Annotated in this window: 10 protein-coding genes; 2 read left to right on the top strand and 8 right to left on the bottom strand. The window is 57.7% G+C overall.

Features of this window, described 5'->3' with window-relative positions; translation table 11 throughout:
* Nucleotides 1-49: 49 nt before the first annotated feature.
* Entirely contained in the window at nt 50-502 is a 453-nt protein-coding gene (locus ACQCLF_RS10550) for a hypothetical protein (protein WP_426987014.1), read from the top strand.
* Between the two features lie 62 nt (nt 503-564).
* On the opposite strand, the gene ACQCLF_RS10545 is transcribed toward ACQCLF_RS10550, so the two are convergent.
* Nucleotides 565-1692 (bottom strand): glycoside hydrolase family 19 protein, encoded by a 1128-nt coding sequence (locus tag ACQCLF_RS10545; protein WP_426987012.1) that lies wholly within the window; start codon nt 1690-1692, stop codon nt 565-567.
* Between the two features lie 456 nt (nt 1693-2148).
* Here ACQCLF_RS10545 and ACQCLF_RS10540 point away from each other — a divergent pair, with 456 nt between their 5' ends.
* Nucleotides 2149-3480 carry a methyl-accepting chemotaxis protein gene (locus ACQCLF_RS10540; RefSeq protein ID WP_426987010.1) on the top strand — a complete coding sequence of 444 codons (1332 nt, stop codon included), beginning with the start codon at nt 2149-2151 and terminating at the stop codon, nt 3478-3480.
* Nucleotides 3481-3602: 122 nt separating this feature from the next.
* Here the strand turns inward: ACQCLF_RS10540 and ACQCLF_RS10535 are convergent, their stop codons facing one another.
* The 7 genes from ACQCLF_RS10535 to ACQCLF_RS10505 form a co-directional block, all read right to left on the bottom strand.
* The gene (locus ACQCLF_RS10535) at nt 3603-4484 is read right to left on the bottom strand and encodes a lytic polysaccharide monooxygenase auxiliary activity family 9 protein (RefSeq protein WP_426987008.1); all 882 of its coding nucleotides are present in this window, start codon (nt 4482-4484) and stop codon (nt 3603-3605) included.
* A 412-nt stretch (nt 4485-4896) separates the two neighbouring features.
* A complete protein-coding gene (locus ACQCLF_RS10530; RefSeq protein WP_426987006.1) occupies nt 4897-6165 on the bottom strand; it encodes an allantoate amidohydrolase in 1269 nt (422 codons plus the stop codon).
* Complete coding sequence (locus ACQCLF_RS10525) at nt 6162-7418, bottom strand: pyridoxal-phosphate-dependent aminotransferase family protein (protein ID WP_426987004.1); 1257 nt, start codon at nt 7416-7418, stop codon at nt 6162-6164. Before ACQCLF_RS10525 ends, ACQCLF_RS10530 begins: the two co-directional genes overlap by 4 nt.
* Before the next feature lies 1 nt (nt 7419).
* Nucleotides 7420-8244, bottom strand: a complete 825-nt coding sequence (locus tag ACQCLF_RS10520) for a sulfite exporter TauE/SafE family protein (protein WP_426987002.1) — start codon at nt 8242-8244, stop codon at nt 7420-7422.
* Nucleotides 8241-9821, bottom strand: a complete 1581-nt coding sequence (locus ACQCLF_RS10515) for a gamma-glutamyltransferase family protein (RefSeq protein WP_426987000.1) — start codon at nt 9819-9821, stop codon at nt 8241-8243. Before ACQCLF_RS10515 ends, ACQCLF_RS10520 begins: the two co-directional genes overlap by 4 nt.
* Nucleotides 9818-11002, bottom strand: coding sequence for an amidase (locus ACQCLF_RS10510; protein WP_426986998.1), 1185 nt, complete (start codon nt 11000-11002; stop codon nt 9818-9820). Before ACQCLF_RS10510 ends, ACQCLF_RS10515 begins: the two co-directional genes overlap by 4 nt.
* A gap of 8 nt (nt 11003-11010) precedes the next feature.
* Nucleotides 11011-12090: a purine nucleoside permease gene (locus ACQCLF_RS10505; protein ID WP_426986996.1), complete on the bottom strand. Its 1080-nt coding sequence runs from the start codon at nt 12088-12090 to the stop codon at nt 11011-11013.
* Nucleotides 12091-12128 lie beyond the last annotated feature (38 nt).

The following is a 12128-nucleotide window of genomic DNA, read 5'->3' as shown; positions in this document are numbered from 1 at the left end:
ACACAGATTAGCTCAACCCGCTGGTTCACTGGCAACACAGAGGCCTGTCATGAGAATAATAACTGCTCAAGCACATATCGAGACACAACCCGAAGCAACGTTACCTTCTCAACTCCCCTTGGACGAGTTGACCCGCTACCACCCGGTGCGCTCGCTTTTTACCGTCAAAGTCCTGGACGTAGGTAACCTGAGCGTTACCCTGAGTCTGAAGTGGCGCCACCCCAACCCGGGCTCCGGCAACGTGCTCGGCGGCGCACTCGGCTGCATCGTGGATCACGCGGCTCGCCTGGCCGCCCAGCCCGTACTGGGCCAGTGCGAACTCGTAGAAAGCGAACTGCGCTCCCACCGGGCCATCCCCGGCAACACCCTGCTGGTGACCGCACGAATTATCGACGCGCACGCTGACTGCGCCACCTTCCACTGTGACGTTCACGCCCTGGAGAACAAGCGCTACGTGTGGGTCGCCGACTCGCAAGGTACGCTCTCCATCGCTGCAGAGTGAAGCGTGAAGACAAAAAACCCGCGCTTTGGACAAAGCGCGGGTTTTTCAGGCTAACGCCCTGACTAGCAACCCAGATTACTGCCCGTGGTCGTCCCAAGAATCTGAACGAACGAACTATAGGTATTGATGCGGCTTTGCACCTGCCCCGGATTACCGCCATTGCACTCCAGCGATCCGTTAATGGTGCGGATGGTTTCCCCAAAGCCAAACCCATTAACCATTGAACTGTGTGCCGGCCGATAGCCCGCACCGTTTTGGGTCATCCAGAACCACAGCGCGGTACGCCAGGCGGTCGTCGCATTATTGGCGACCTGATCCGGGTTGGCCCACAGATCCAGCCCCAGTGCCTGACCCGCCGCGCAGTAGTTGTAATTCCAGCTCAACTGAATCGGGCCGCGACCATAATAGCGTTTACCCGGTGCGCACACACCGCAGGGCGTTGCCCCGCCCGAGCAGTATTCACCCTGGGCAATTTCATTGATGTAGACCAGCCCTCCGGTTTCGTGGGAAAAGTTCGCCAACGCAGCAGCCGCCTCCCGCTTGCGAGTGGTCAGATCACCGGTATTCGCAAAGCCAGGGAAGGTCGCTGCGGCATTCACCAGTCCATTGTAGGTGTAGAAGCTGTTGCGATTGGGAAACATCTGATTGAACTGGGCCTGGCTCACAATCGCGGAAAAGCCATTACCCGTTGAGGACGAAGAGCTACTGCTACTGCTGCCGCCGGGACAGGAGGCAATCGGCTCCCAGAACCAGGTGCTGATGGTCGGGTCATAACCCGGATTATCGTGCTCGGCGATATAGTAATACCCGCCGTATTCCACCACATCGCCCGCATAATACGTATTACTGGACGACCACGCCGGGCAGGAACCGTTACCCGCTCCTGGCGTCGAGGAACTGCTGGAACTGGAGCTTGAACTCGATGGCCCACCGGGTGAACCGTCACAAGCACCCAGGCCATTCCAGGCATCCCCCCAGGCCCAGCCATCGCCCGGGGCATAGGGGCCACCGACCGAACACCAGCCGCCCACCGTGCACTCGAACGCCGAGCCATTGTTCCGGACAATCGCGCCGTTACTGTAGGCGCTGCCATCTGAATACTGAGGAACACCGGAGCAGTCATAAGCCAGCGCGTGCGCCGAGGACAGCAACAGCAGGACAAACCCCGCCATCATTTTTGTGTAATTCATAATAGGATCCTTTGAGTTGTTTTGGTTGCCAATGCATACGTTGCCCTGAACGGGCTGTTCGCACCGCGATACTGCAGCGGATCGTGGAATCACGGCTAAAACGCCGCGAGGGTGTACGGCTCTACAGGATGAAAAATAGGACACGGGGACCACAACAATCGCCCCACATTTTTCAATGCTACAACGAAAAGCTAGACGCACTGGACAACGTTGTCAAAACAAAAGGTGAGAAACGAGAGGAAAATAGGACTGGGATCACACTTATACAAACCCGCCCCGATCACACCCCATGATCCATACCCGCTAAAACGACGTATTAATCAACATTGTGAGCCGTTCCCGTACCGGCACCACATGGACCTTTCGGCCGGATTCACCGCGCCGTTCCGTACGACAACCGGCCCCGATCTCGCTTCGATGTGCCTTGTTTTTATCTCTTTATCGTTCAAGGTATCTATGTTTAATCGCACTCTGAAACAACAATGGCGAGAGCTAAGCCAAACGCATGAAATACAGCAGGCCTGGCTCTCTGCGTTAAAAACCCATGTGCCGTGTATTGAGTTGCTGCCCGAGGGCACCGTGGCCGAAGTCAACGACCCGTTTCTGGCTATCACCGGCCACCGGAGTGAACAACTCGTGGGGCAGCCTTACCGACTATTATGCGCTCGTGATTACGCGCACAGCCCGTCCTACGACAGATTGTGGAAAGCGCTGCGCAGCGGACAAAGCGTCAATGACACCATCGAGCACATAAACGCAACCGGAGATCGGTTCTGGCTGCACACTCTCTACTTTCCTGTTCAACAGCAGGGCAAGGTCACTCGAGTGGTGGCTATCGCCTCAGACATCACCTCCGGCTGGCAACGCCTGAACGAGCACGCCGCCGTGGCCGCCGCCCTGGACTGCTCACAGGCCATTATCGAATTCACCCCGGACGGCACCATACTCACGGCGAACCCGCTGTTTCTGCAAACGGTGGGTTACTCACTGGAGAGCCTGCAGGGCAAACACCACAAAATTCTCTGTTTGGAAGATTTCTATCAGCGCCATCCAGACTTCTGGACAACCCTGGCCAGAGGGGAGTTCAAAACCGGTCGGTTCGAGCGGCGTAATGCCCAAGGCGACATTATTTGGCTGGAAGCCAGCTATAACCCCGTCCTCAACGATCAGGGAACGGTTTATAAAGTAATCAAGTTCGCGGCCAATATTACCGAGCAGATGGCGCAGGAACAACGAGTGGCTCAGGCGGCGGAACTGGCTCGCGATACCGCCCTGAAAACGCATAACGTTTCTGAAGAGGGTGTGAAGCTACTGACACAATCGCTGCAAAATTTCACCGACATTAACGAGCGGGTGGCCAACACGGTCGCCCTGACCAAAACATTGACAGAACAGTCTCAGAATATTGCCTCCATTGTTTCCACCATCAATGCCATCGCCGAACAAACCAACCTGCTCGCCCTTAATGCTGCCATTGAAGCCGCACGGGCGGGGGATTCGGGCCGGGGTTTTTCTGTGGTGGCCGACGAAGTGCGACAGCTGGCTCTACGCACCACTCAGTCCACTGGCGAAATAGACGACCTCGTTCGAAATAACCGGGAACTGACTCAGCGCATGACGGTACAGATCGACAGCGTTTCCGAAGCCGTCGCGCGGGGCGATCAGATGAACCGGGAAACGGTAACTGTTATTGAGGAAATCGGGAAAGGTGCCCGCGAAGTCTCCACGACTGTTGCACAACTGGGCGGGGATCACCGCACCACCCATCAAAAGCGCGCCACGTATTGAACCTCTTCAAGACCGGCACCTTTCAATAAAAAACCCCGCTTCCACCAATCATGGCATGAAGCGGGGTTTTCACAAAGAGCCCTCCCTGGCCCTGACTGTTTCAATGGTATCGTCGCTCCTGATCAGGAACCGGAGCACGCACCCTGGTCGATCCACACGGCCCACTCAGAACTGTTCTGAGCCGGGTTTTCGTTGCGGGTCCACCACTTGGCTTCATAGCGGGTATCGTTGAAACGAACCTGATCGCCATTCAGATAAACCGCATCCGCGTCCCAGTTCGGAACACCCACACAGGCGTTACCCGGTGCTGAGGATGAGCTGGAGCTGCTGGAGGAAGAGCTGCTGGAACTGGAAGAAGAGCTGGAACTGTTGTCACCATCAAACACAACATCCACGCAGGCATAGAACGCCTCCGGGCTGTCGGAACGCTGCCATACGGCGTAGACCACATGACGGCCACTGCGAGCGGGCAGATTCACCGTGTGCGAGGGATTCACTTCACCATCTCTCGGCTGGCTTTGGTAAATCTGGGTCAAATCGCCCCAGCCCAACGCCTGGTTAGGATTGTAGCTGTTGTTGGTGATGTAGTAGCGATAGTACTGCGACTTGTGCGGCGCTGAGTTATACCAGGTGAAAGTCTGAGGACCCTGTGAAACGCTGGTCGCTACCCAATCATCGCGAACCAGATCCATAGCGCCGAAAGTACCGGGATCACCGCCACTACACAGCTGACCATCGGGTACGACATTCTGATGGTCACCGTCGGCATTACCCTGACGAATGCCGTTCCAGTCATAAATGTAGCTGCCGCTTACCGAGGCCGCCGCCTGGCACGCAGCCGATGTCGGGTTGCCGCCTTCCTGGTAACAATTCCAAACCCGGCTCGCCGGCGTTTCGATGGTGCCGTGAGCGCTGGCCAGTTGCGGCACCGAAAGGCTGGCCATTGCCAGACATCCGAGGCCGAAGCCTTTTATCAGGAGACTGCTAAACCACTTACTCTTCATTGTTATTACCCCTTTCGTGATTCGTGGTAATTCGTTGGTTGGAAAAATAGACGCAAGCCCACCGAGGCCAAACCTTGCGGCTTTTCCTTAGCGGGTCATGAGATAGAAGCACACCGGATAGTTACTTTCAAATAACTAAGATTTAAATGTTAGTTATTAACAAAGACGATTATCACATTTACTGCCCGTTTAAAGAGGCTTACTGAGACGTACTGCACAAAAGCAGTGTTTTAAATGTCTTTATTGAATAAAAAAAATTCTTTTATTTAAAAAAAACATTAAAAACAAATAGACTAATTGTTAATAAGAATGGGTTTATTATTCGAAAGGATGATAAAGGTGCCCGGTAAGCCCTCGATGTTCCTCACTCGATGAGCAAGGATCACTTTCTATCAAGTTGTCTATACCGGGTTCAGTGACACCGAGACGCTGAGTTGTAACCACTGAGTTGCAACAGTGTTTCCTTCAGCGCCGCCAAGGCCGGTGCAATATCGTCCCGGCTGATCGCCTCCGCCGGATGATGACTGATTCCCGCTTCACAGCGCACAAAATACATGGCGCAGTCGGCCACATGCGCCATCGCCATGGCATCGTGACCCGCGCCGCTCATCACGCTCAGCGGTTCGTGCCCTAACGTTTTCAAAACCTCGGTTTGCAAATTCTGCCACCACGGCGCGCAGGCAACCGCAGGCGCTGAGTGAATCGATTGCCACGCCACCGACAGATTTCGGCGATGCGCAATCTCAGAGGCCAAGGCTTTTAAACGTTCGACGGCGCTATCACGACGCGCATCGTCTCCAGACCGAATATCCAGAGAAAGGCGCGCCTGGCCGGGAATCACATTGACGCCGCCGGGCCGACAATCCACCTGACCCACCGTCGCAACCACATCGACGTCGCGAGCCACTTGCTCCACGGCCAACAGCCATTCAGCAGCGCCCGCCATGGCGTCGCGACGCATTGCCATCGGAACAGTCCCGGCGTGGCCGGCAAAGCCGGTGAAGTCCACATGAAAACGCCGCGCCCCCGCAATACCGCTTACAATACCCAGCGGCAATCCTCGTTCCTCCAGAACCGGCCCCTGTTCAATATGCACTTCGAGATAACCGAGCACATCCTCCGGTGCAAGCGCCGCCTCGCCAATGCGGGCCGGGTCCAGGCCGAACGCTTTGAACGCCTCGGCCAGTGTCACCCCGTCCCGGTCCTGCAACGCCCACCAGTCGTCCTGCCAGGTGCCCGCCACGGCGCGGCTTCCCAAAAGCGTTGTCCCAAAGCGCACGCCTTCTTCATCACCAAACCCGACCACATCAATAGAGAAGGGCAGCTGTATGCCTTCTTCATTCAGCAAACCCACGGCGGCGGTCGCCAGCATCACGCCCAGCATACCGTCGTAACGACCTGCATTGGGCACGGTGTCCAGGTGCGAGCCAAGCACCAGCCGTTTGACGGGGGTCGGCGCATCCGGTGCGGCCGGATAGTGTCCCCATAAATTACCGGCGGCGTCTTCACGTGTACTCATGCCGGAGGCCTGCATCCACTTCGCCACCTGATCGTTGGCCTGGCGATGCTCAGCGGTCAGATAAAACCGGCTCAGAGCCGCCTCATCGGAGCTGAACGTTGCCAGTGTTTCACACCAGTCCCATACCTGCCGGGCCATGTCCTCCAATGTACGACTGCTCACAGCCCCTCCTCGCGATAGATGTTCAACGCGGTATCGGTTCCGGCCCCAGCCGTCAGTGAATGACCTCCTCGCCTGAGCACGGCTTCCAGTGCAACGAGCGTTTGCAGAACGGCGTCTTTACGGGCGTTATAACCCATGGTGCCGATGCGCCAGATCCTGCCGTGCAATGGCCCGAACGATGTGCCTATCTCGATGCCATAGTCTTGCAACATGGATTGCCGGACCGACTCACCCGCAATTCCATCGGGAATGTAAACCCCGACCACATTGTGCATTTTGTGTTTCAGGTCACCGAACAGTTTCAGGTTCATAGCCGCCAGCCCTTCGGTCATCGCACGACCGTGCAGGCGGTGACGGTCAATCGCGTTCGGCAGCCCTTCCTCGAGCAAGATGCGGGCACACTCGCGCGCGCCATACAGCATCGTGGTGGCTTCGGTGTGGTGATTGAGCCGCTCTTCGCCCCAGTAATCCATAATCATGCCGAGGTCGAAATAATTGGACCCGATACGTTGGCCCCGTCCTTCACGATGATGTTCACTGCGAATCCCCGCTTCGATGTGTTTGCGCCGCCGAATAACGTCCACCGCTTTGGCACTGAGCGTAACCGGGGCACTGCCAGAGGGACCACACAGGCATTTCTGCAAACCGACCGATACCGCGTCGAGCTGCCACTCGTCGACTTTTAAGGCGTTGCCACCAATAGAGGCCGTTGCATCGGAATAGAGCAGCGCGTCGTATTGCTTACAAATAGCGCTCAGCTCCTCAAGCGGCTGCAACATGGTGGTGGAGGTATCGCCCTGGACCACCGCCAATACTTTGGGCCGTATTTCGCGTACCGCCGTTTCAATTTCTTCCGGGGTAAACACCTCGCCCCAGTTTTTTTCCAAGCGATGCACCTCGGCGCCACAGCGCTCGGCAATTTCCGTTAACAAATGGCCAAAGCGTCCAAAAATCGGAACCAGCACTTTGTCACCCGGTTCCAGCAGGGACACCAGTACCGCTTCAATACCCGCTCGGGACGTACCGTCCACCAGCAATGTCCATTCATTGTCGGTCTCGAACACCGCGCGATACAGCGCCATGGTCTCGTTCATGCACTGCGTCATGGCCGGGTCGTACTGGCCCACCAGTTGCGCGGACATGGCGCGCAGCACACGCGGATCAACGGTAATCGGCCCGGGCCCCATCAACAGCCGCGGCGGCGGCGAAAAAGGACGCATCAGCGGCGACGCCGCCTGCAAGTGATCGGTCATATCAAACCCCCAACAGCTGCATCAGCATACGGCCGCCGCTGATGCACAAAAACACAGCGAACACGCGTTTGAGCCACAGCGCGTTCAATTTCGAACCCAGCCAGGCACCGACCGGTGCCAGTAATACAGTCAACGGCACAATGGCCGCAAAGCCCGCCAGGTTGACCAGGCCGACCATGCCGTCGGGAGCCCCCTCCGGCGTAGAAGCCAGCAACATGGCTGTGGCACCCGGCAGGGCAATCAGTAAACCAAAGAACGCAGCGGTGCCTACCGCCCGATGCGGAGGGTAGTTACAGGCGGTCAGCATCGGCACGCCCAGCGTGCCCCCGCCGATACCGATCATCACCGAAAAATACCCGATGCCGCCGGCCATCAGCCCCTGCCCGGGCAAGCCCGGCAGTTGCTGCGTCAGCGGTGGTGCTTTCGGGCGAAGCAACATATTGGCCGCCACCAGCAGCGCGATCACACCAAAAATACCGCCGATGACATTGCCGTGAACTTTCAGTGCGGTCAGGCTGCCGAGAATCACGCCGACCACCATAAAGGGCCACCAGCGACGGATCAGCGCCCAATCCACATTGCCGCGGCGGTGGTGCGAGCGCACCGAGGAAAGGCTAGTAGGCACGATCACCAGTAACGATGTGCCCGTGGCCACACGAATGGCCACATCGGGGTCGATCCCCATACCCTGCAATACAAAATACAACACCGGCACGATGACAATGCCACCGCCAACACCCAACAGCCCGGCCAGAACGCCGGCAAATGCACCCGTGACCAACATCGCCGCGATCAACGGCAACCAGGTTATTACTGTCTCACTCATGAATCGTATCGTCCTGTCAGACCCGCGCCGTCACTGCGTGGGTCGCTGACTGCCGAAACCACACCGGTCGACAAGCTCAATACGGCGCCCGCATGTCCCATCAGTTCGCTGTGTTCCGGCAGTGTTTTTAATCGGTGACCTTTAGCGACCAAAGCCGCGCCAATATGTTCGGCAAGGTCGGCTTCGAGCTTAAGATCGTCATCGGCATCTCCCCAGGTGCGACCCAGAAGCCAGCGGCCCCGGCGGATCGACTCATCCAGAGGAATACCATCATAAAGGTAACGTGTCAGCAGCGCCGACTGCGTCTGGGGCTGGCCCTCTCCACCCATAGTGCCGTAACTCAAACGGCGGCCATCATCGAGCAATATCATGGCCGGGTTCAGGGTATGGAAGGGGCGGGCGCCGGGGCGCAACACATTGTGGTGCGACTCATCCAGCCGAAAGCTTACGCCGCGATTGTTCCACACCAGCCCGGTACCGGGAATCACTACCCCGGAGCCAAATTCCCAGTAGATACTCTGGATAAAACTCACCAAAACGCCGTTGCGGTCCACGCAGCCCATCCAGACGGTATCGCCGGGCTCCGCAGGGCGAGGCCAGGGCGCAGCGGTATCGGTCATACGCAATGCCAACGTATCGAGCCGTTCATCATCCAACCACCGTTGACTCAATGTTTCCATATAACGCGGGTCAGCCACTTCCCGGTCGCGCACCTCAAACGCCAGTTTGGTGGCTTCAACCAGAGCGTGCACCCGCTGGGCTTCACTCCAATGTGGCTGGTACACACGATCGTATAACCCGAGAATCATCAATGAAGCCAGACCCTGGGTTGGCGCTGGCAGATTATAAGCGCGACCGAACCGAGTGGCCACAGACAAGGGTGCGACGCGCCGAGCGTGAAACTGCTCAAAATCACTCAGCCGCAACGGGCTTCCCAGTGTTTCGAGTTCGGCGGCCAGATGGCGTGCGATATCGCCACGGTAAAAGCTCTCCAGCCCCTGATCCGCCAACTGTGTCAAAAAGTCCGCCAGCTCGGGATTGCGCAACGTTTCGCCTTCACGCAACGGCACACCGTCGCGGGTAAACACGTTGCGGTACTCGCCTTCCGACTCGAGTTCGCTCGCCACTTTGGCGCTGGCTGCGGCCAGGCTTTCAGTGACATTAATGCCATTACGGGCTAGATCCACCGCCGGTTTCAACAACTGTGTCAGCGGCGTTAATGGATCGTACTGGCCAGCCAGCGCGCGCGCGCGCGACCACCCCGATACGGTCCCGCCCAACGTCAGCGCCGACAGAGCGCCGCGGGACGGTATCGCTTCCAGCCCCCGATCACGATAGAACGCTACGGTCGCCCGCTCGGCGGCGGTGCCACAGGCGTCGATGGCCTGGGGTGCCTCGCCGGGGCGGTGGATCAGCCAAAAACCGTCGCCGCCCAGGCTGTTCATATGAGGGTAAAGCACACTGATGGCCGCCGCTGCGGCGATCATCGCGTCCACCGCATTGCCGCCCTTCTCTAACACCTTCAAGCCGATTTCGGCGGCCTCTTTGTGAGGTGCACTAAAGGCTACGCCACTCATCGATCAATCACTCCCGACACCGAACTTAAGGTCCGGGCCATTTGCAGTAACACGCGATCTTTACCCCGGCCCCCCAACAGCGATATCCCCATGGGGGCCTGGTTCTGCATCAACACCGGCAAGTGCAACTGCGGTAAACCACCCAGGCCAGCAGGCGCCGTCAGCCCCATCAATTGCGAGCGATAAATGGCCATCCATTCAGCCGATGCATTGAGCAAAGGCGCGGGACCCGGGGTGGTGGGCAGCACCACCGCGTCAACACCATCGAGCCAACCGGTTATTGTGCGACACAGCGAAGAGCACGCTTCTTCAGCCTCAGCCTCTTGGGCGGCGCTGAGAGATTTGGCCCATTCAAAACGCCCCTGAATATCCGGTGCAAACCGTGGACGCTGCCGGGTAATCCATTCACCGTGGGTGCGCCACAAATCCCGGCCCTGCAATATACGAAAGCACTCACTGGCACTATCAAGCCATTCACTGGACACGCTCAGGCGTCGCACCACCTCCACATCCTGCAAGCCAGACAGCCATTGCTCATGGACGTCTTGCCACAAGGGTCCATCACGCTCGGGCATGAGCACCGCCAACCGAATCGTTCCGGCACTCACTTCGCTGTGCTCGCTTGGCGGCAGCAACGTGTCCCCCACTCGCCAGAGCGTTTGTGCATCGCGACACATCCAACCGGCGGTATCAAAACGCGGCGCCAGCGGCACCGTGTTGGCCAACGATAAAACACCGTGTGTCGGGCGCAGGCCGAACAGACCGTTGTAGCTTGAAGGCACTCGAATGGAGCCTCCGGTGTCAGTTCCCAAACCGATATCGGCCTCACCGGCGGCGACGGCAACCGCTGAGCCGCTGCTTGAGCCTCCAGGCAATCGTCCCGGTGCGCGAGGATTATCGGGCGTGCCGTAGTGGATGTTCTGGCCGTTCAAACTGTAAGCCAGCTCATCCGTTAACGTCTTGCCACTGAATACGGCTCCGGCATCGAGCAGTTGCTGCACCAGTGGGGAGGTTACCGTCGGGATAGAATGGCTGGCAGCCCAGTCCGGATTGCCAGCCGTAGTCGGCAGCCCGGCCATATCAAACAGGTCTTTAACCACAAGGCGCAGCCCTTGCAAGGGGCCGCGCCGCTCGGAAGAGACGGCCGAGTCCGGCCGCCAGGTGTAGGCACGTGAATCCATGTCAGCTCTTAGGGTAAGTCATCCACGGAAGGGATGCGGTCCTTGTAGGTGTCCCAGTTGTCGAGAATTTCGTCCATTACTTTGGAACCGACGATATAGGCACTTTCCAATGACGCGTCCAGGCCCGCATAGCCCTCGTTCTCGGCCAGCAAATTGTCCACGGCCGTGACACCGGGAGGCGGCATAGTGAAGTTACTGCCAGTGCGCAGAACCATCACGCGGTCCTTGTCCACTTTGCCCAGGTTATCCAGCAGGCTCAAGGACAAAAAGGTGCCGGTGTCTTCCATCGCAGAGGTGACAAACTTACCTTTGCCATCGGTCCAATAGTCCACCCACTTGTTGGCCCAGTCGTTGAGAATTTCACCGTGCCAGAAACGCATGGCAGCCAGTTGATCCCCCTTCATGACCACGGGTGGTTTTTGCGCGTTGGGGTGATCGGTGTACTGCGAACGCACTTCATCCAATCCTTCAAAATCCGGCAGCTCAACATCTTTGGTCAACGCGTAAGCCCAGTCCGTCAAACCGGCATTCAACTGCAACACTTCAAACGAGGGTTCGGGTCGGTTGGGATCATAAGGCTTTTCCGTGTGTCGTGCGAACAGGCCAATTTCCCAGTCGTCGGGAATTTCCCGTGCATCGATATGATGCATGAGGTCACCATCCACCAGGTATTCGGCCCAGGCGGCCGAACCAATGGAGGCGTCTTCCGGATCAATACCGGCGATACCCGCCACCATCCAGTAGGCTTCGGTCAGATCAAAGCGCGGGTCCAGACCCAGCGCCATGGCCGTACTGGCGGAATAGGCCGTGCCGATACCGGTAATAATGCCCAGCACCCCGGTCTCTTCATTGAGGTAAATATCATGCGGAGAGTTTTTAAAGGGCAACACGGTATCGAGCCCCCGGCGCTCTTTCCACAACTGGAATTCGCCTGGCTGGTCGCCTTCGACATCACCGATCTCAAACATGGAGACCACCACAAATTTAATGGGAATCGGTTCCGGCTGTTTAGGCGTTGTGGTCGCGCAGCTGGCCAGGGCCACCGCCGCGGCCAGCCCGACAATAGAACGCTGAATGATGTGTAACATAATCAGGTGTACTCCAGAAAGGATAAAAACAGTAACGA

Source organism: Marinimicrobium sp. ARAG 43.8 (genome assembly GCF_050113635.1).
Taxonomy (GTDB): Bacteria; Pseudomonadota; Gammaproteobacteria; order Pseudomonadales; family Cellvibrionaceae; genus Marinimicrobium.
Note: the sequence above shows the minus strand (reverse complement) of the source record. Positions and strands in the feature narration are given on the sequence as shown.

Coding starts and splice junctions, on each gene's coding strand:
- ACQCLF_RS10505 (WP_426986996.1), bottom strand. CDS start 12,090: ATGTTACACATCATTCAGCGTTCTATTGTCGGGCTGGCCGCGGCGGTG.
- ACQCLF_RS10515 (WP_426987000.1), bottom strand. CDS start 9,821: ATGAGTGGCGTAGCCTTTAGTGCACCTCACAAAGAGGCCGCCGAAATC.
- ACQCLF_RS10540 (WP_426987010.1), top strand. CDS start 2,149: ATGTTTAATCGCACTCTGAAACAACAATGGCGAGAGCTAAGCCAAACG.
- ACQCLF_RS10525 (WP_426987004.1), bottom strand. CDS start 7,418: ATGACCGATCACTTGCAGGCGGCGTCGCCGCTGATGCGTCCTTTTTCG.
- ACQCLF_RS10510 (WP_426986998.1), bottom strand. CDS start 11,002: ATGGATTCACGTGCCTACACCTGGCGGCCGGACTCGGCCGTCTCTTCC.
- ACQCLF_RS10550 (WP_426987014.1), top strand. CDS start 50: ATGAGAATAATAACTGCTCAAGCACATATCGAGACACAACCCGAAGCA.
- ACQCLF_RS10535 (WP_426987008.1), bottom strand. CDS start 4,484: ATGAAGAGTAAGTGGTTTAGCAGTCTCCTGATAAAAGGCTTCGGCCTC.
- ACQCLF_RS10520 (WP_426987002.1), bottom strand. CDS start 8,244: ATGAGTGAGACAGTAATAACCTGGTTGCCGTTGATCGCGGCGATGTTG.
- ACQCLF_RS10545 (WP_426987012.1), bottom strand. CDS start 1,692: ATGAATTACACAAAAATGATGGCGGGGTTTGTCCTGCTGTTGCTGTCC.